Annotated in this window: 15 protein-coding genes; 10 read left to right on the top strand and 5 right to left on the bottom strand. The window is 61.1% G+C overall.

What is annotated here, in order from left to right; genetic code table 11:
- Nucleotides 1-55: 55 nt before the first annotated feature.
- The 9 genes from AACY19_RS04610 to AACY19_RS04570 all read left to right on the top strand — a co-directional run bounded on the left by AACY19_RS04610 (nucleotide 56) and on the right by AACY19_RS04570 (nucleotide 7,289).
- Nucleotides 56-1,303: an NAD(P)/FAD-dependent oxidoreductase gene (locus tag AACY19_RS04610; protein ID WP_339448379.1), complete on the top strand. Its 1,248-nt coding sequence runs from the start codon at nucleotides 56-58 to the stop codon at nucleotides 1,301-1,303.
- Nucleotides 1,300-2,025, top strand: a complete 726-nt coding sequence (locus tag AACY19_RS04605) for a class I SAM-dependent methyltransferase (RefSeq protein ID WP_339448377.1) — start codon at nucleotides 1,300-1,302, stop codon at nucleotides 2,023-2,025. Before AACY19_RS04610 ends, AACY19_RS04605 begins: the two co-directional genes overlap by 4 nt.
- A complete protein-coding gene (locus AACY19_RS04600; protein WP_339448375.1) occupies nucleotides 2,025-2,621 on the top strand; it encodes a hypothetical protein in 597 nt (198 codons plus the stop codon). The genes AACY19_RS04605 and AACY19_RS04600 overlap by 1 nt, the downstream gene beginning before the upstream one ends.
- A complete protein-coding gene (locus AACY19_RS04595) occupies nucleotides 2,618-3,814 on the top strand; it encodes a beta-ketoacyl-[acyl-carrier-protein] synthase family protein (RefSeq protein WP_339448373.1) in 1,197 nt (398 codons plus the stop codon). Before AACY19_RS04600 ends, AACY19_RS04595 begins: the two co-directional genes overlap by 4 nt.
- Entirely contained in the window at nucleotides 3,811-4,275 is a 465-nt protein-coding gene (locus tag AACY19_RS04590; RefSeq protein WP_339448371.1) for a hotdog family protein, read from the top strand. Before AACY19_RS04595 ends, AACY19_RS04590 begins: the two co-directional genes overlap by 4 nt.
- Nucleotides 4,268-4,996, top strand: coding sequence for a 3-oxoacyl-ACP reductase FabG (gene fabG, locus AACY19_RS04585; protein WP_339448369.1), 729 nt, complete (start codon nucleotides 4,268-4,270; stop codon nucleotides 4,994-4,996). Before AACY19_RS04590 ends, fabG begins: the two co-directional genes overlap by 8 nt.
- Nucleotides 4,996-6,231 carry a beta-ketoacyl-ACP synthase gene (locus tag AACY19_RS04580; RefSeq protein WP_339448367.1) on the top strand — a complete coding sequence of 412 codons (1,236 nt, stop codon included), beginning with the start codon at nucleotides 4,996-4,998 and terminating at the stop codon, nucleotides 6,229-6,231. Before fabG ends, AACY19_RS04580 begins: the two co-directional genes overlap by 1 nt.
- Nucleotides 6,232-6,251: 20 nt before the next feature.
- Complete coding sequence (locus AACY19_RS04575) at nucleotides 6,252-6,692, top strand: excinuclease (protein WP_339448365.1); 441 nt, start codon at nucleotides 6,252-6,254, stop codon at nucleotides 6,690-6,692.
- Nucleotides 6,693-6,851: 159 nt separating this feature from the next.
- Nucleotides 6,852-7,289: an excinuclease gene (locus AACY19_RS04570; RefSeq protein ID WP_339448363.1), complete on the top strand. Its 438-nt coding sequence runs from the start codon at nucleotides 6,852-6,854 to the stop codon at nucleotides 7,287-7,289.
- A 144-nt stretch (nucleotides 7,290-7,433) separates the two neighbouring features.
- Here AACY19_RS04570 and AACY19_RS04565 read toward each other — a convergent pair whose 3' ends face one another.
- Entirely contained in the window at nucleotides 7,434-8,336 is a 903-nt protein-coding gene (locus tag AACY19_RS04565; RefSeq protein ID WP_339448361.1) for a LysR family transcriptional regulator, read from the bottom strand.
- Between the two features lie 118 nt (nucleotides 8,337-8,454).
- On the opposite strand from AACY19_RS04565, the gene AACY19_RS04560 reads away from it, so the two are divergent.
- Nucleotides 8,455-9,729 (top strand): MFS transporter, encoded by a 1,275-nt coding sequence (locus tag AACY19_RS04560; protein ID WP_339448359.1) that lies wholly within the window; start codon nucleotides 8,455-8,457, stop codon nucleotides 9,727-9,729.
- Between the two features lie 89 nt (nucleotides 9,730-9,818).
- On the opposite strand, the gene hemE is transcribed toward AACY19_RS04560, so the two are convergent.
- The 4 genes from hemE to AACY19_RS04540 form a co-directional block, all read right to left on the bottom strand.
- The gene (gene hemE / locus AACY19_RS04555) at nucleotides 9,819-10,886 is read right to left on the bottom strand and encodes a uroporphyrinogen decarboxylase (protein ID WP_008077242.1); all 1,068 of its coding nucleotides are present in this window, start codon (nucleotides 10,884-10,886) and stop codon (nucleotides 9,819-9,821) included.
- A 242-nt stretch (nucleotides 10,887-11,128) separates the two neighbouring features.
- Complete coding sequence (locus AACY19_RS04550) at nucleotides 11,129-12,547, bottom strand: FAD-dependent oxidoreductase (protein ID WP_007909438.1); 1,419 nt, start codon at nucleotides 12,545-12,547, stop codon at nucleotides 11,129-11,131.
- Between the two features lie 33 nt (nucleotides 12,548-12,580).
- Nucleotides 12,581-17,026, bottom strand: coding sequence for a glutamate synthase large subunit (gltB, locus tag AACY19_RS04545; RefSeq protein ID WP_339448354.1), 4,446 nt, complete (start codon nucleotides 17,024-17,026; stop codon nucleotides 12,581-12,583).
- Between the two features lie 349 nt (nucleotides 17,027-17,375).
- Nucleotides 17,376-18,968: an AAA family ATPase gene (locus tag AACY19_RS04540; RefSeq protein ID WP_339448352.1), complete on the bottom strand. Its 1,593-nt coding sequence runs from the start codon at nucleotides 18,966-18,968 to the stop codon at nucleotides 17,376-17,378.
- Between the last annotated feature and the right edge of the window lies 1 nt (nucleotide 18,969).

The following is an 18,969-nucleotide window of genomic DNA, read 5'->3' as shown; positions in this document are numbered from 1 at the left end:
ATCGGCCTGCACAGTGCGCCTATGGATTTGAAAAACCCTTTGTCTCGGAGCTCGCGTGCCAATCGTTGAAATGGAATCCCGTCAGGTCGTGATCATCGGCGCAGGCCCCTCCGGCGCCATCGCCGCTGCGTTGCTCAAGCGCAAGGGCCACAATGTGCTGGTCATCGAGCGCCAGCACTTTCCACGTTTTTCCATCGGCGAAAGCCTGCTCAGTCACTGCCTGGATTTTGTCGAAGAAGCCGGCATGCTCGACGCCGTCAACGCCGCCGGCTTCCAGCGCAAGACCGGTGCCGCATTTGCCTGGGGCGAGCGCTACAGCGCCTTCGATTTCAGCGACACCTTTACCGATGGCAAGCCGACCACGTTCCAGGTGCAGCGCGCCGATTTCGACAAACTGCTAGCCGATCAAGCGACGCTGCAAGGTGTTGAAATCCGCTACGGCGATGCCATCGTCAGCGTCGATTTCGACCGGGCCAAACCGCAACTGGATGTGCGTCGCGAGGACGGTAGCGAGTATCGCCTCGAAGCGGATTTCGTCCTTGACGCCAGCGGCTACGGCCGCGTGCTGTCACGCTTGCTCGATCTGGAGGCACCGTCGAATTTCCCGGTGCGCCAGGCGGTGTTCACCCACGTCGAAGATCACATCGACAACCCGGGATTCGACCGCGAAAAAATCCTCGTCACTACCCATCCGGAGCATCGCGATGTGTGGTTCTGGACGATCCCGTTCAGCAACGGTCGTTGCTCCGTTGGCGTGGTCGCTGCCGCCGAGCACTTCGTCGGTCGCGATAGCGATCTGGACGCCTGCCTGCGCAGCTTTATCGCCGAAACGCCAAGTCTCGCCGGCGTGCTGAACAACGCTGTGTGGGACACCCCGGCGCGCACGCTCGGCGGTTACGCGGCCAATGTGAAATCCCTGCACGGGCCTGGCTTCGCCTTGCTCGGCAACGCGGCAGAATTCCTCGACCCGGTGTTCTCTTCCGGCGTGACCATCGCCATGCGCTCGGCGAGCATGGCCGCTGCTGTGCTGCACCGGCAGTTGCAGGGCGAAACGGTCGACTGGCAAAGCGAGTTCGCCGAGCCCCTGAAGCGCGGCGTCGACACCTTCCGCTGCTACGTCGAGGGCTGGTACGCCGGCACGTTTCAAGACGTGATTTTTTACGAAGACAGCCAGGCGGACATTCGCCGGATGATCTGCTCGATCCTCGCCGGTTACGCTTGGGATGAGCGCAACCCGTTCGTCAGCGAAGCGCGCCGCCGGTTGAAGATGATTTCCGAACTCTGTGCAAAGGACGCCACATGAATTACTTGAGCGACAGCTACGTCGAGGAAACCCGTTTCGGTTTCTGGTTCCTGCGCAGCCACACCTGGCAACACCATGTGTTGCGCGTGGCGATCAACGACCTGCGCGGGTTGTTCAGCGAGTCGCTGCCGCAAAATCCGGTGTTGCTCGATGCCGGTTGCGGCCAGGGCAAGTCGTTCGCCCATCTGCGCCAGACCTTCGCGCCACAGCGTTTGATCGGCGTTGACGCCGACCCGCACAGCCTTGAACTAAGCGCTGAAGAAGCAAAGCGTCTGAATCTGGACGTTGAGCTGATCGGCAGTGACTGCGCGACGCTCGATATACCGGACGCCAGCGTCGATCTGCTGTTCTGCCACCAGACCTTCCACCATCTGGTCGAGCAGGAAAAGGCCCTCGCCGAGTTCTATCGAGTGCTGAAACCGGGGGGCTATCTGCTGTTCGCCGAGTCCACCGAGGCTTACATTGATACCTGGGTGATTCGCTGGCTGTTCCGCCATCCGATGCATGTGCAGAAAAGTGCGGCGCAGTACCTGAAGATGATTCAAGGGCAGGGTTTCGAGTTTGCCGAGCAAAACGTCTCGTACCCGTACCTGTGGTGGAGCCGGTCGAAGGATTTCGGTTTGCTGGAGCGGTTCGGCTTGCGCAAGCCGAAGCCGTTTGGTGAGCGTGAAGAGACGTTGGTCAACGTCGTTGCGCGCAAGCCGCTTGAGGGTAATCGTTGATGCGACACATAACCTGTGGGAGCGAGCCTGCTCGCGAAAGCGGTGGGTCAGCCAACCTCTCTGTTGAATGTGCCGGCGCCTTCGCGAGCAGGCTCGCTCCCACAATGTCCCCTGTGTGGCGATTCTTTGTGTTCGGCGTGGTACTTCTGTTAGGTGCCTGCGCCAGCCAGGCCCCGCTGCCGGCGAGCAACCCGACGTTGCCCCTGCCTCTGCAATTGCACATCGAGCGCCAGCAAGCGGAACAGCGTCAGGACTGGCTGCTGGTGATCCAGCGTGAAGGCTCGGGCATTCGCTGGTCGATGATGGACCCGCTGGGCATTCCTCAGGCACGCCAGCAACTGATCGACGGACGCTGGCAAGCCGATGGCCTGCTGCCACCGAACCCGGAGGCCCGTGAGCTGTTCGCCGCGCTGCTGTTCGCCCTGACCCCGTCCGGCGAACTGCTGCGTAATTACCCCTCCGCGCAGGCCCATGGCGAACAACGTTCGCTGCCGACACGTTGGGACATCCGCTACACACAACCGTTGAGCTTCGAATTGAACCTGCCCCAAGGCCCGCACTATCGCGTTTCACCGCTCAGTGAGCCGACGCCATGACCGCTTATCTGAATGCCCTCGGCGTGATCTGCGCCCTCGGCCGCGACACCGCTGAAGTGGCCCGCAACCTGTTTGCCGGCGACTGCTCGGGCATGCGCCGTGAGTCGGGCTGGGTCGCGGAGCGGGCATTGCCGGTGGCGGCGGTACGCGGTGAACTGGCGCCGATTCCGCCAGCACTGATCGCTCAAAGCAGTCGCAACAATCAACTGTTGCTGGAAGCGGCGTTGCAGATTCGCGATGACATCGGCCAAGCCATTCAGACCTACGGCCGCGAGCGCATAGGCGTCGTGCTGGGCACCAGCACCTCGGGCATCGACGAGGCCAGCCGTGGCTTGGCGCACTACATTCGTGAGCAGCAATTCCCGGCGCAATACGATTACCGCCAACAGGAACTCGGTGCCCCGGCCAACTTCCTCGCCGACTGGCTGCAACTGAGCGGCCCGGCGTATGTGATTTCCACCGCGTGCACCTCCAGTGCCCGGGCCTTGCTGAGCGCCCAGCGCCTGCTCGATCTGGGACTGTGCGATGCGGTGCTGTGCGGTGGCGTCGACAGCCTGTGCAAACTGACCCTCAATGGTTTTTCGTCGCTGGAAGCCGTTTCCGATGAACGCTGCAACCCGTTTTCGGCCAACCGCGACGGCATCAACATCGGTGAAGCGGCGGTGCTGTTCGTGATGAGCAAACAGCGCGGCGACGGCCCGGCCATTGCCCTGCTCGGCGCCGGTGCCAGTTCCGATGCGCACCACATTTCCGCCCCGGAGCCGAGTGGACGCGGGGCCCTGCAAGCGATGCAGAAAGCCCTGAGCCGTGCGCACCTGCAAGCTGAACAGATCAACTATCTGAACCTGCACGGCACCGCCACCTCACATAACGACGCCATGGAAAGTCTGGCGGTCGCCGCGCTGTTCCCGCGTGGCGTGCCGTGCTCTTCCACCAAGCCGATGACCGGCCATACCCTCGGCGCAGCGGGCGCGCTGGAAGCGGCGTTCTGCTGGCTGAGCCTGAGCGCCGACAACCCCGATCACGCCTTGCCGCCGCACGTCTGGGACGGTCAGGCCGATCCCGCGTTGCCGCCACTGCAGTGGGTGACCGCGAGCGAGCGCCTGACGTCCATTGCTCCGCGCTACCTGATGAGCAACTCGTTTGCCTTCGGTGGCAATAACGTCAGCCTGATTATCGGAGACGCCCCATGAGCCACTGGCCGCTCGCCGAGCTGTTGCCCCACGCCGGCGACATGATCCTGATCGACAGCATCGAGCGCTTTGACGATGAGCAGATCTACACCCGCCTCACCGTCCAGCCTGACGGCCTGTTCAACCTGCCCGACGGCAGCCTGCCGGCGTGGGTGGGCATCGAGCTGATGGCGCAGAGCGTTGCCGCGTTCGCCGGCTGCCACGCACGGCAGAAAGGCAATCCGGTAGAGCTGGGTTTCCTCCTTGGCACCCGCAAGTTCGAGTGCAACGTCGAGGCGTTTCCAGCCGGCAGCAAATTGACCATTCATGGCCTTCGCTCGCTGGAGGATGACAACGGCATGGGTGTTTTCGAATGCCATATCACTGCGCCAGGCATCGCCGCCAGTGCTCGGCTGAACGTGTTCCGCCCGCCTCAGGCGGCTGACTATCTCGTACAAAAAAAGGAGTCGAACGATGACTGAATCAGTACTGGTCACCGGCTCCAGCCGTGGCATAGGCCGCGCCATTGCCTTGCGTCTGGCCCAGGCCGGACACGACATCGTCCTGCATTGCCGCAGCGGCATGGCCGAAGCGCAAGCCGTGCAGGCGCAAGTCGAAGCGCTGGGGCGCAACGCGCGCATCCTGCAATTCGATGTCGCCGACCGCGAAACCTGCAAAACCCTTCTGGAAGCCGACGTCGAAGCCCACGGCGCCTATTACGGTGTTGTATTGAATGCCGGTCTGACCCGCGACGGTGCGTTCCCCGCGCTGAGCGACGACGATTGGGACGTGGTCCTGCGCACCAACCTCGACGGTTTCTACAACGTTCTGCACCCGGTGATGATGCCGATGATCCGCCGCCGCGCCGCCGGTCGCATTGTCTGCATCACCTCGGTCTCGGGACTGATCGGCAACCGGGGCCAGGTCAACTACAGCGCCTCGAAAGCCGGCGTGATCGGCGCAGCGAAGGCATTGGCGATTGAACTGGGCAAGCGCAAAATCACCGTGAACTGCGTCGCGCCGGGCCTGATCGACACGGCAATGCTCGACGAAAACGTGCCGGTGGAAGAACTGATGAAAATGATTCCCGCACAACGCATGGGCACTCCTGAAGAGGTGGCCGCTGCGGTGAATTTCCTGATGTCGGCGGAAGCCTCGTACATCACCCGCCAGGTTCTGGCGGTCAACGGAGGCTTGTGCTGATGAAACGCGTCGTCGTCACCGGCATGGCCGGCATCACCTCGCTGGGCAGCGACTGGGCAACCATCGTCGGCAACTTCGCGGCCAATCGCAGCGGCATCCGCCGGATGGACGAGTGGGATCGTTTCAGCGAACTCAACACGCGTCTGGCTGGCCCTATCGATGATTTTGTCGTCCCTTCGCACTGGACGCGCAAACAACTGCGCAGCATGGGCCGCGTGTCGCGGCTGGCGGTAGGGGCAGCGGAAATGGCCCTCGCCGACGCGGGCCTGCTCGGCGATGAATCGATCAGGGACGGGCGCATGGGCGTCGCCTGCGGTTCGTCCACTGGCAGCACCGATGAGATCAAGGCGTTCGGCAACATGTTGCTCAACTCCGTGGCGGAAGGCCTCAACGCCAACTCCTATGTGCGCATGATGCCGCACACCACCGCCGCCAATATCAGCATCTTCTTTGGCCTCACCGGGCGCTTGATCCCCACGTCCAGTGCCTGCACCAGCGGCAGCCAGGGCATCGGCTACGCCTACGAGGCGATCAAGTTCGGCCGCCTGCCGCTGATGCTCGCCGGCGGTGCCGAAGAACTCTGCCCGACCGAAGCGATGGTCTTCGACGCGCTGTACGCCACCAGCCTGAAAAACGATGCGCCGCAGACCAGCCCGCGCCCTTACGACAAGGGCCGCGATGGCCTGGTGATCGGTGAGGGTGGCGGCATGCTGGTGCTTGAAGAACTCGAACACGCCCTCGCGCGCGGTGCGCACATCCACGCCGAAATCGTCGGTTTCGGCAGCAACGCCGATGGCCAGCACACCACCCGTCCAGAGCAGGTGACCATGCGTCGCGCGATGGAGCTGGCACTGGAAGACGCCGGCCTCATGCCTGAAGCCATCGGCTACGTAAACGGCCACGGTACGGCGACGGAACAGGGTGATATCGCCGAGACACTGGCGACCAGCAGCCTGTTCGGCGAGCGCATGCCGATCAGCTCGCAGAAGAGTTTTCTCGGCCACACCCTGGGTGCCTGCGGTGCGCTGGAGTCGTGGTTCAGCATCGAGATGATGAACCGCGACCAGTACGTGCACACGTTCAACCTCGACGACGTCGACCCGCACTGCGGCAAGCTCGATTACCTGCGCGGCGAATTCCGCCAGATGCATCACGACTACGTGATGAACAACAACTTCGCTTTTGGTGGGGTCAACACCTCGTTGATTTTCCGCCGCTGGCCGCAACCGGATTAATCCAGGTCAAGGAGACCTCCATGCGCTTCAAACCACTCGCTGCCGCCCTGCTCATCTGTGCCTTGCCGGCAGTCAGCCAGGCCCGTGACACTGCGGTTTACCTGCCGTTCGACAAAGCCGTCGCCGAAGCGACGCGCTCGGGCAAAATCGATGGCAGCGTGAAATTCTATCTGGCCGGCAACACCCCGGCCGGCAAAGTCACTGTTGTCAGCCCCGGCGCCGTGACCAACAAGAAAACCAACGCCTTCAACAAGTCTGACACTGAGGCCTGCGAATGGGTCGCACAGTCAGCCATCATCAGCCTGCACCAGGCGGCGAAAAACGCCGGCGCCAATGCGGTGACCAACATCGTCAGCTTCTACAAGAGCAACGAGCGCAAGGACACGCAGACCTACGAATGCCACGCGGGCGCAATTATGGCAGGCGTTGCGTTGAAGGGTGATCTGGCGAAGGTTCAGTAACCGCCAGAAACGACAAAGGGCGCCTTTCGGCGCCCTTTTCATTGAGGGTGATCAAGCAGCATCTACACTCGCTGAAGCCGACCATCACACCGCCGGCCAGAACGGCGAGGCTGATCGGTCGAGCACTCGCGGTTCTCTTTCATCGTCAAGGAGATGACCATGCAAGTGAAAGCCCTGATCGCCGCCGCACTCCTCGCACTGCTACCCGGCACCAGCCATGCCACCCACCTCATGTACATGCCATTCGAAACCGTGTTGTCGGACGCGATTCGCGCCGGGCGACTGGATGGCAGTGTGAAATTCTATCTGATCGGCAACGGGCCGCAGGGCACCCAGCAGTTGCTGCGTCGTGGGGTGGTCAGTGATTTGAGTACCAACGGTTTCAATAAAAGTGACCATGATTCGTGCGAATGGGTGTTGCAGTCCAACCTGATCAAGTTGCAGGCCGATGCCAAGCGGGTCGGGGCCAATGCGGTGGTCAATATCGTCAGTTATTACGACCAGCATGTGCGCAAGGATCTGAATACCTACGAATGCCGGGCGGGGATTTTTGTGACGCGGGTAGCGTTGAAGGGGGATCTGGTGCGGTTGCCTTAGACATTCAGGAATGTTTTCAGTGTGGCGAGCGGCCCCCTTCGCGAGCAAGCCCGCTCCCACATTTGGAACGTGTCATACACAAAATCTGTCTTCGCTGAAGATCTTGTGTGGGAGCCGGCTTGCTCGCGAAGAGGCCAGTCGCCATTACCCACTTGATGGTTCAACCTTGCGTGTGAGCAGGTCGACAAACGCTTTGGCCATCGGCGATTTCTGATCCTTGCGCTGCACCAGCCACACTGCCGACACCGCCTCCGGATCGAGCAATGGTCGATAGACCACGCCGTCGATGCGCATCCGCTGATAGGACGCCGGCAACACCGAAACGCCCAGCCCCGCCGCGACCAGACCGATGATGGTCATCGCCTCACCCGCCTCTTGGGCAAAGTGCGGGCTGAACCCGGCATCGCGCGCCAGACTCAGCAATTGCGCATACAGCCCGCTGCCGTAGCTACGCGGAAAGAACACGAACGGCTCCAGCGCCAGCGCCGAGAGGAACAGTCCTTCTTCGGTGCCTTGCGCCAACGGATGCTTGGAACCGAGCACGGCAACCAACGGCTCGCGCATCAACTCCACCACGCTCAGTGAATCGGGCAAACCGAGGGGGCGCATGATGCCAACTTCAATCGATTCATCGACCAGCGCATCCGCGACCATCGTGCTGCTCATTTCGCGCAGGTTCAGGTGCACTGCCGGAAAGCGCTGGCGAAAGGCAAATATCGCCTGCGGAATGGTCGAGTTGAACGGCGCCGACGAGGTGAAACCAATCTTCAACTCGCCCAGTTCACCCAACTGAGCACGCCGGGCCACGTCCGCCGCTTTATCGACCTGGGCCAGCACCAGACGCGCCTCCTCAAGAAACAAGCGCCCCACCTCACTGAGTTCGACCCGACGATTGGTCCGTTCGAACAACCGCGCACCGACTTCCTGTTCCAGCGCCTGAATCTGCTGGCTCAACGGCGGCTGGGAGATGCCCAGCACCTGCGCCGCACGGCCAAAATGCAGTTCTTCGGCAACGGCGATGAAGTAGCGCAGATGACGCAATTCCATGGAAACCCCATTAGGTCGTTAGAGCTATCAAACAGGTCGAACAATATATTGGATAGAAACATTAGCCAGCTATATGATTTTTTCATTGCCTGCCTGGCCGTGCCCTCCGAGGTCTGAAGTGAAAACTGCTGTCGCGCCCCTTGCCCATGAAGTCCCGCCTGCTGAAGCGGACGATGTCGTCGCCGAACTGCAAGAGATCTACATCGAAAAAGGCACGCCGATGTTCATGCGCACGGTGCTGGCGCTGTTCAGCGGCGGGTTTGCGACGTTCGCCCTGCTGTACTGCGTGCAGCCGATGATGCCGCTGCTGTCCCACGAGTACGGCATCAACGCGGCGCAGAGCAGCCTGATCCTCTCGGTGGCCACCGGCATGCTCGCCATCGGCCTGCTGATTACCGGGCCGATTTCCGACCGGGTCGGGCGCAAACCGGTGATGGTGACGGCGCTGTTCGCTGCGGCGCTGTGCACCATGGCCAGTGCGATGATGCCGAGTTGGGAAGGCGTGCTGATCATGCGTGCGCTGACCGGCTTGTCGCTGAGCGGGCTGGCGGCAGTGGCAATGACGTATCTGAGCGAGGAAATTCATCCACAGCACATCGGCCTGGCGATGGGTTTGTATATTGGCGGCAACGCGATTGGCGGGATGAGCGGTCGCCTGATCACCGGGGTGTTGATCGACTTCGTCAGCTGGCACACGGCGATGCTGGTGATTGGTGGCCTGGCGATGATTGCGGCGGCAGTGTTCTGGAAGATCCTCCCGGAGTCACGCAATTTCCGCTCGCGCTCACTGCATCCGCGCAGCCTGCTCGACGGTTTCACCATGCACTTTCGCGACGCCGGTCTGCCGCTGCTGTTTCTTGAAGCGTTCGTGCTGATGGGCGCGTTCGTTACGCTGTTCAACTACATCGGCTATCGCCTGCTCGCCGCACCGTACAACCTTGATCAGGTGTTCGTCGGCCTGCTCTCGATTGTCTATCTGTCGGGGATCTACAGCTCCGCTAAGATCGGTTCGCTCGCCGACAAACTGGGGCGGCGCAAGGTGTTGTGGGCGACCATTGCGTTGATGTTTGCCGGTCTTGCCCTGACGATGCTTGTGCCGCTGTTGCTGGTGATCGTCGGCATGCTGATTTTCACCTTTGGTTTCTTCGGCGCGCACTCGGTGGCGAGCAGCTGGATCGGTCGGCGGGCGACCAAGGCCAAGGGCCAGGCATCGTCGCTGTATCTGTTCAGCTATTACGCAGGGTCGAGTATTGCCGGGACGGCGGGCGGAGTGTTCTGGCATCTCGGCGGCTGGAACGGGATCGGTTGGTTTATCGGCTCGTTGCTGCTGATCGCCCTGCTGGTTGCATTGAAACTGGCGAAGTTGCCGCCCCTCGGTGGCGTCAAGGCCTGACATAAATCCCACAGTTGATCTGTGTCTGACATTGAATCACGCAAACAAAAACGCCCGGCACAAGCCGGGCGTTTTTTATTGTGTGGCGATCACTCGTGATACTGCGCCGACAACTCGTGCACCGCGCGCAGGAACGCACCGGCATGCTCCGGATCAACCTCAGGCGTAATGCCATGGCCGAGGTTGAACACGTGGCCGCTGCCCTTGCCGTAGCTCGCCAGAATACGCCCGACTTCAGTGCGGATCGCTTCCGGTTTGGCGTAGAGCACGGTCGGGTCCATGTTGCCTTGCAGCGCAACCTTGTCGCCGACACGGGCGCGGGCGTTGCCGATGTCGCAGGTCCAGTCCAGACCCAGTGCGTCGGCGCCGGCCTCGGCGATACTTTCCAGCCACAGGCCGCCGTTCTTGGTGAAAAGGATCACCGGAACCTTGCGACCGTCGTGCTCGCGGATCAGCCCGCTGACGATTTTCTTCATGTAGGCGAGGGAGAACTCCTGGTACGCCGCCGCCGACAGGTTGCCGCCCCAGGTGTCGAAGATCTGCACCGCTTGCGCACCGGCCATGATCTGGCCATTGAGGTAAGAGGTTACCGACTGCGCCAGTTTATCCAGCAGCAAGTGCATGGCTTGCGGATTGTCGTAGAGCATCGCTTTGGTCTTGCGGAAGTCTTTCGACGAGCCGCCTTCGACCATGTAAGTCGCCAGGGTCCACGGGCTGCCAGAGAAACCGATCAGCGGCACACGGCCGTTCAGCTCGCGACGGATGGTGCTGACGGCGTCCATCACGTAGCCCAGGTCTTTGTGCGGATCAGGGATCGGCAACGCCTCGATATCAGCGAGGGTGCTGACCACTTTCTTGAAGCGTGGACCTTCACCGGTCTCGAAGTACAGGCCCTGGCCCATGGCATCGGGAATGGTGAGGATGTCGGAAAACAGGATCGCCGCGTCCAGTTGCGGATAGCGGTCGAGCGGTTGCATCGTGACTTCGCAGGCAAATTCCGGATTCATGCACAGACTCATGAAATCACCGGCCTGGGCGCGGCTGGCGCGGTATTCCGGCAGGTAGCGGCCGGCCTGACGCATCATCCACACAGGGGTGACGTCTACGGGTTGCTTGAGCAGGGCGCGGAGGAAACGGTCGTTCTTCAGGGCAGTCATGTCGGCATCCGGAAAAAAAGTGCGGGCATTTTCTCAGAGCGCGAGGCAAAAGGCACGGATGCAGGTCAGCCTTTTGTCTATCGAGTCAATTTATCGGGATATCTTGAACACGCCAAAACCAATGTGGGAGCGGGCTTGCTCGCGAAAGCGCTGTGCCAGTCACTACATCAGGTGACTGATACAAAGCATTCGCGAGCAAGCCCGCTCCCACATTTCTGATCGCATTTCAGTTTGAAATGGAATCAGACGCCCAGGTAATCGAGGATACCTTCGGCGGCATTGCGGCCTTCGAAGATCGCCGTCACCACCAGGTCGGAACCGCGCACCATGTCGCCACCGGCAAAGATCTTCGGGTTGCTGGTCTGGTGCTTGTACTGACCTTGCTCAGGCGCAACGACGCGGCCTTGGCTGTCGGTCTGGATTTCGAACTGTTCGAACCACGGCGCCGGGCTCGGGCGGAAACCGAAGGCGATGACCACGGCGTCAGCCGGAATGATCTCTTCGGAACCCGGGATCGGCTCGGGACTGCGACGGCCACGGGCATCCGGTTCGCCGAGACGGGTCTCGACCACTTTCACGCCTTCGACCTTGTCTTCACCGACGATAGCAATCGGCTGGCGGTTGTAGAGGAATTTCACGCCCTCTTCCTTGGCGTTCTTCACCTCTTTGCGCGAGCCGGGCATGTTCGCTTCGTCACGACGATAAGCGCAGGTCACCGACTTGGCGCCCTGACGGATCGACGTGCGGTTGCAGTCCATCGCCGTGTCTCCCCCGCCGAGTACCACGACTTTCTTGCCTTTCATGTCGACAAAATCTTCCGGCGACTTTTCAAAGCCCAGGTTGCGGTTGACGTTGGCGATCAGGAAGTCCAGCGCGTCATAGACACCCGGCAAATCCTCGCCGGCAAAACCGCCCTTCATGTAGGTGTAGGTGCCCATGCCCATGAACACGGCATCGTATTCGGCGAGCAATTGCTCCATGGTGACGTCTTTGCCGACTTCGGTATTGAGCCGGAACTCGATGCCCATGCCGGTGAAGACTTCGCGACGATTGCTCAGCACGGTCTTTTCCAGCTTGAACTCGGGGATACCGAAGGTCAGCAGACCGCCGATTTCCGGGTTCTTGTCGAACACCACCGGGGTCACGCCGCCGCGCACCAGCACGTCGGCGCAACCGAGGCCCGCCGGGCCTGCGCCGATGATCGCGACACGCTTGCCGGTCGGTTTGACCTTGGACATGTCCGGGCGCCAGCCCATCGCGAACGCGGTGTCGGTGATGTACTTCTCGACCGATCCGATGGTCACCGCGCCGAAGCCGTCGTTGAGGGTGCAGGCACCCTCGCACAGACGATCCTGGGGACAAACCCTGCCGCAGACTTCCGGCAGGGTGTTGGTCTGGTGCGACAACTCGGCGGCCTGAAGGATGTTGCCCTCGGCCACCAATTTGAGCCAGTTCGGAATGAAGTTGTGCACCGGGCACTTCCATTCGCAATACGGGTTACCGCAACCCAGGCAGCGGTGGGCCTGATCGGCCGACTGCTGGGGTTTGAACGGTTCGTAGATTTCCACGAACTCTTTCTTGCGTTGACGCAACAGTTTCTTCTTCGGATCTTTGCGCCCGACATCGATGAACTGGAAGTCGTTATTCAGACGTTCAGCCATTGTTAAAACCTCATCAAACTCTTCAGGCGCATATCACTGCGGGTTGGCACGAGTGCTGGAAAGCAACGATTTCAGGTTGGCAGCCTTCGGTTTGACCAGCCAGAAACGGCGCAAGTAGTCATCGAGGTTTTCGGCCAGTTCACGACCCCACTCGCTGTCGGTTTCCGCGACGTACTCGTTCAGCACGTTTTGCAGGTGGCTGCGATAGGCTTCCATCGCCTCGCCGCTGATCCGCTGGATTTCCACCAGTTCATGGTTGACCCGGTCAACGAAGGTGTTGTCCTGATCGAGCACGTAGGCGAAACCACCGGTCATGCCAGAGCCGAAGTTGTAACCGGTCTTGCCCAGAACGCAGACGAAACCACCGGTCATGTACTCGCAGCAGTGATCGCCAGTGCCTTCCACAACCGTGTGGGCACCGGAGTTACGCACGGCGAAACGCTCGCCTGCGGTGCCGGCAGCGAACAGCTTGCCGCCGGTGGCACCGTAAAGGCAGGTGTTGCCGATGATGGCGCTTTCCTGGGTTTTGTAGGCGCTGCCCTTCGGCGGCACGATGACCAGCTTGCCACCGGTCATGCCTTTGCCGACGTAGTCGTTGGCGTCGCCTTCGAGGTACATGTTCAGACCGCCGGCGTTCCATACGCCAAAGCTCTGACCCGCCGTGCCTTTGAAGCGGAAGGTGATCGGCGCTTTCGCCATGCCCTGGTTGCCGTGCTTGCGGGCGATTTCGCCGGAGATCCGTGCGCCGATCGAACGGTCGCAGTTGCAGATATCCAGAGCGAACTCGGCGCCGCTGAGGTCGTTGATCGCCGACGACGCCATCTCGACCATTTTCTCGGCCAGCAGGCCTTGGTCGAACGGCGGATTGCGCTCAACGCCGCAGAACTGCGGCTTGTCTGCCGAAATATGATCGCTGCCCAACAGCGGCGTCAGGTCCAGGTGATGTTGCTTGGCAGTCTGGCCTTCGAGGATTTCCAGCAGATCGGTGCGACCGATCAGCTCTTCGAGGGAGCGCACACCGAGCCTGGCCAGCCACTCACGGGTTTCTTCGGCGACGTAGGTGAAGAAATTCACCACCATGTCGACGGTGCCGATGTAGTGATCCTTGCGCAGTTTCTCGTTCTGAGTGGCGACGCCGGTGGCGCAGTTGTTCAGGTGGCAGATACGCAGGTATTTGCAGCCCAGCGCGATCATTGGCGCGGTGCCGAAGCCGAAGCTTTCGGCGCCGAGGATCGCAGCCTTGATCACGTCGAGGCCGGTTTTCAAGCCGCCGTCGGTCTGCACCCGGACTTTGCCGCGCAGGTCGTTGCCGCGCAGGGTCTGGTGGGTTTCGGCGAGGCCGAGCTCCCACGGTGCGCCCGCGTATTTGATCGAAGTCAGCGGCGAAGCACCGGTACCACCGTCGTAGCCGGAGATGGTGATCAGGTCCGCATAGGCCTTGGCGACACCGGCAGCGATGGTGCCGACGCCCGCTTCAGCCACGAGTTTCACCGAAACCAGTGCCTTCGGGTTGACCTGTTTCAGGTCAAAAATCAGCTGCGACAAGTCTTCGATGGAATAAATGTCGTGGTGCGGCGGTGGCGAAATCAGGGTCACGCCCGGTACTGCGTAACGCAGCTTGGCGATCAGCCCGTTCACCTTTCCGCCCGGCAGTTGCCCGCCCTCGCCCGGCTTGGCACCTTGCGCGACCTTGATCTGCAGCACTTCGGCGTTGACCAGGTATTCCGGGGTGACACCAAACCGGCCAGTGGCGACCTGCTTGATTTTCGAGCTCTTGATGGTGCCGTAACGCGCCGGGTCTTCACCGCCTTCGCCGGAGTTGGAACGCGCACCGAGGCGGTTCATGGCTTCGGCCAGGGCTTCGTGAGCTTCCGGCGACAAAGCGCCCAGCGAGATGCCGGCAGAGTCGAAGCGCTTGAGCACCGACTCCAGCGGTTCGATTTCACTGATGTCCAGCGGCGTGTCGAGGGTTTTGACCTTGAACAGGTCGCGGATCATCGACACCGGACGGTTGTCCACCAGCGAGGTGTATTCCTTGAACTTGGCGTAGTCGCCCTGCTGCACAGCGGCCTGCAGAGTGTTGACCACATCCGGGTTGTACGCGTGGTATTCGCCACCGTGGACGAACTTCAGCAAACCGCCCTGCTGGATCGGCTTGCGCGGGCTCCAGGCTTCGACGGCGAGTGCTTTCTGTTCGGCTTCGATGTCGACGAAACGCGCACCCTTGATGCGGCTCGGCACGCCACGGAAGCTCAGATCGCACACTTCTTCGGACAGGCCGATGGCCTCGAACAACTGTGCCCCGCGGTACGAAGCGATGGTCGAAATGCCCATCTTCGACAGGATCTTCAGCAGACCTTTGGTGATGCCTTTGCGGTAGTTCTTGAACACCTCATAGAGGTCGCCCAGCACTTCACCGGTACGGATCAGATCGCCCAGCACTTCGTAGGCCAGGAACGGATACACCGCCGAAGCGCCGAAACCGATCAACACGGCAAAGTGATGCGGGTCACGGGCGGTCGCGGTTTCAACGAGGATGTTGGAATCGCAACGCAGGCCTTTTTCGGTCAGGCGATGGTGCACGGCACCGGTCGCAAGGGATGCGTGGATCGGCAGCTTGCCCGGGACGATATGGCGGTCGCTCAGAACGATCTGCGTGCGACCGGCACGCACGGCTTCTTCAGCCTGATCGGCAACGTTGCGGATCGCCGCTTCGAGGCCGACGCTTTCGTCGTAGTTGAGGTCGATGATCGCTCGCTCGAACCCCGGGCGGTCGAGGTTCATCAGCGAGCGCCACTTGGCCGGGGAGATAACCGGCGAGCTGAGGATCACGCGCGAAGCGTGTTCCGGCGACTCCTGGAAAATGTTGCGCTCGGCACCGAGGCAGATTTCCAGCGACATCACGATTGCTTCACGCAGCGGATCGATCGGCGGGTTGGTCACCTGCGCGAACTGCTGGCGGAAATAGTCGTAAGGCGTGCGCACGCGCTGGGACAGCACGGCCATCGGCGTGTCGTCGCCCATCGAGCCAACGGCTTCGTAGCCTTGTTCGCCGAGCGGACGCAGTACCTGATCACGCTCTTCGAACGTAACCTGATACATCTTCATGTATTGCTTGAGCTGATCGACGTCGTAGAACGCCGAACCGTGGTCGTTGTCTTCCATGGTCGCCTGGATGCGCAGGGCATTCTTGCGCAACCATTGCTTGTACGGATGACGGGACTTCAGACGGTTGTCGATTGCATCGGTGTCGAGGATCTGCCCGGTTTCGGTGTCCACGGCGAAGATCTGACCCGGTCCGACGCGACCCTTGGCGAGCACGTCTTCCGGCTGGTAGTTCCACACGCCGATTTCCGAGGCGAGGGTGATGAAACCGTTTTTGGTGGTGACCCAGCGCGCCGGGCGCAGACCATTACGGTCGAGCAGGCACACCGCATAGCGACCGTCGGTCATGACCACGCCGGCCGGGCCGTCCCACGGCTCCATGTGCATCGAGTTGTACTCGTAGAACGCACGCAGATCCGGGTCCATGGTTTCGACGTTCTGCCACGCAGGCGGAATGATCATCCGCACGCCACGGAACAGGTCGATGCCGCCGGTGACCATCAGTTCGAGCATGTTGTCCATGCTCGACGAATCGGAGCCAACACGGTTGACCAGCGGGCCGAGTTCTTCCAGATCCATCAGATCATTGCTGAACTTGGTCCGACGGGCCTGTGCCCAGTTACGGTTACCGGTGATGGTGTTGATCTCGCCGTTGTGGGCGAGGAAGCGGAATGGCTGAGCCAGCGGCCATTTCGGCAGGGTGTTGGTGGAGAAGCGCTGGTGGAACACGCAGATCGCGGTTTGCAGGCGCTCGTCACTCAGGTCTGGATAAAACGCGGCCAGGTCGGCCGGCATCATCAGGCCTTTATAGATGATGGTCTTGTGCGAAAAGCTGCAGATGTAATGGTCGGGATCGACGGCGTTGGACACCGACGAACGACGACGTGCGCTGAACAGCTTCACGGCCATGTCCTGATCGCTCAGGCCTTCGCCGCCGATGTACACCTGCTCGATCTGTGGCAGGCGCTCAAGGGCCAGGCGGCCGAGGACGCTGGTGTCGATGGGCACTTTGCGCCAGCCGATCAACTGCAGGCCTTCAGCGAGGATCTCACGATTCATGTTCTCGCGAGCGGCTTCGGCCTTGGCGCAATCCTGGTTGAAGAAAACCATGCCCACGGCGTATTGCTTGGGCAGTTCGACGCTGAAGGTTTCCTGGGCAATAGCGCGCAGGAAGGCGTCGGGCTTTTGAATCAGCAGACCGCAGCCGTCACCGGTCTTGCCGTCGGCATTAATCCCACCGCGGTGGGTCATGCAGGTCAGGGCCTCGATGGCCGTTGTCAAAAGGGTATGACTGGGTTCGCCCTGCATATGGGCTATCAGGCCGAAACCGCAGTTATCCTTGAATTCATCTGGTTGGTACAGACCTGCTTTCATAGACACTTTCTCACCAGGCTGCCTCTTTTCGAGGCAAATTTCTTTTCAATTCAACCACTTGCATCCCGCGCCGAACGTACGCCGGCTTGGCAGGGGCAAAAGGGTGGTCATTGTACACAGCGACACAGAGGCTCACAAATTTGACGACGAAATGTCGCAAATTCATGTCGCATTTGTGAAAGGTTTAAAACGATCTGCTGTGCTAGTCAAAACTTTTTTAATTTTGACCGCAACGACTCAAAGACTACTGTGACGCAGACACCACAAGGCACGCGGTCGCAGGGACGGCGCGCACTCGTAGAAATTTTGAGGTGCTTGGAGAGGCGGCCTGGGTAAGGCCGCCGAATCTTCAGCGAGTTGTTGCCAGTTCCTGTTGGACGCTGGCGACAGTGCGAGGCCAAGGTTTACCAGCCTGAACCTTCGCTGGCAAGGCCTTGATGGCAGAAACGGCTGCATCACGGCTGGCGAAGTTGCCATAGGTGATCACATAGAGCGGCTTGCCATTGAGCACTTTCTTGAAATAACGGTACTCGCCGCCCTGTTCTTTGACGAAGTTTTGCGCAGAGGCTTCCGAACTGGTGCCGAGGATCTGCACCACGTAATTGCTGGTCGGCTGACCCGCGTACCAACTGCCACCGGCAGCCTTGGCGACAGTAACCGGCTTCTCGGCCGGTTTGGCTGCTGCAACCGGTTTGGCTGGCACTGGAGCCGGTTTTGCTACCGGTGCTGCCGGAGCAGGCTTGGCAGTGGCTACCTGAGTCGGTGCTGGCGCAGGTTTCGCTGCCGGGACCGGAACCGGCGTCGGCGCAGGGCCGGCCGGAACGCCTGCCGGTGGCGCGGTGGTCGTCACGGTTGGCGGCGTTGCACTGGAACCTTCGACCGGAACACCGTCATCGCCTTCGGTTATACCGCCAGCGGCTTCCGCCAACGGACCACGCATGACCGGTTGCGAGTTGCCGACCAGCGGCAGCGGCATCGGCTGCGTATTACCGGCGAACTCGACGTTCGGCGCGCCGCCGTTGGCTGCGCCCTGGCCCAATGGCAACTGTGCCTGTTCATTGGCCGGTGCACCCGTGGTTGGCGCCTTGTTGCGACCTGGCATCAGCCAGGCGGCGGCGACCGCGACCACAACGACGGCGGAAATCGCCAATACGTGTTTCTTCGGCATGTTGAACCCCATACTTGGACGCTTGACCGCAGAGCGGCTGGCAATCATGACTTCGATCAGAGCATCGCGGGCGACCTGGTTGATGTTGCCCGGCCAACCCTCGGCGCTTTCGTGAATATCAGAGATCTGATCTGCGGTGAAAAGTTCGACACCCCGGCCCGCACCTTCGAGGCGCTGATCGAGGTATTCGCGGGTCTCTTCTTCGGTGTACGGCTGCAATTCGATGACGTGGAAACGCTCTTCCTCAAGGTGCAAGGCCTCGAGCTGGGCGATCAGCGACGACTCACCGAAGAGGAACACATGCGGACGGCCTTCCGGTGCGCCGGCGCCCAGCGCCATCAACGCTTCGAGCGCGGACTCGTCGAGTTGCTCGGCGTCATCCACCAGCAGATAGACTTCCTGGCCGGTCAGCGCGAGCTGAACGATTTGCGCCAGAATCGCGCCGACATCGGCCTGCGCCACGTCCAGCGCCTGAGCGACCTGACGCAGTACGCCCGCCGCATCACCGGCGCCACGGGCGGAAACCACGACACTTTGCACCGATTGCTTGTTGGTGCTGGCGACCAGCGCCTGGCGCAGCAAGGTCTTGCCGCTGCCGTGCGGCCCTGTAACCACCAGCAGCAACTGGCTGTAACGGGCCAGGTGATGCAGTTGCCCCAGCACCGGTTTGCGCTGGGCCGGGAAGAACTTGAAGCCCGGCACGCGTGGCGCGAAAGGGTCGTGACTTAACTGAAAATGGCCGAGGAACGCCTCGTCGGCATGCAAACTAGTCATC

Origin of the sequence: Pseudomonas sp. EA_5y_Pfl2_R50 (assembly GCF_963970475.1) — a bacterium.
Lineage (GTDB): Bacteria > Pseudomonadota > Gammaproteobacteria > Pseudomonadales > Pseudomonadaceae > Aquipseudomonas.
This window is presented reverse-complemented; position numbering and strand designations above follow the sequence as displayed.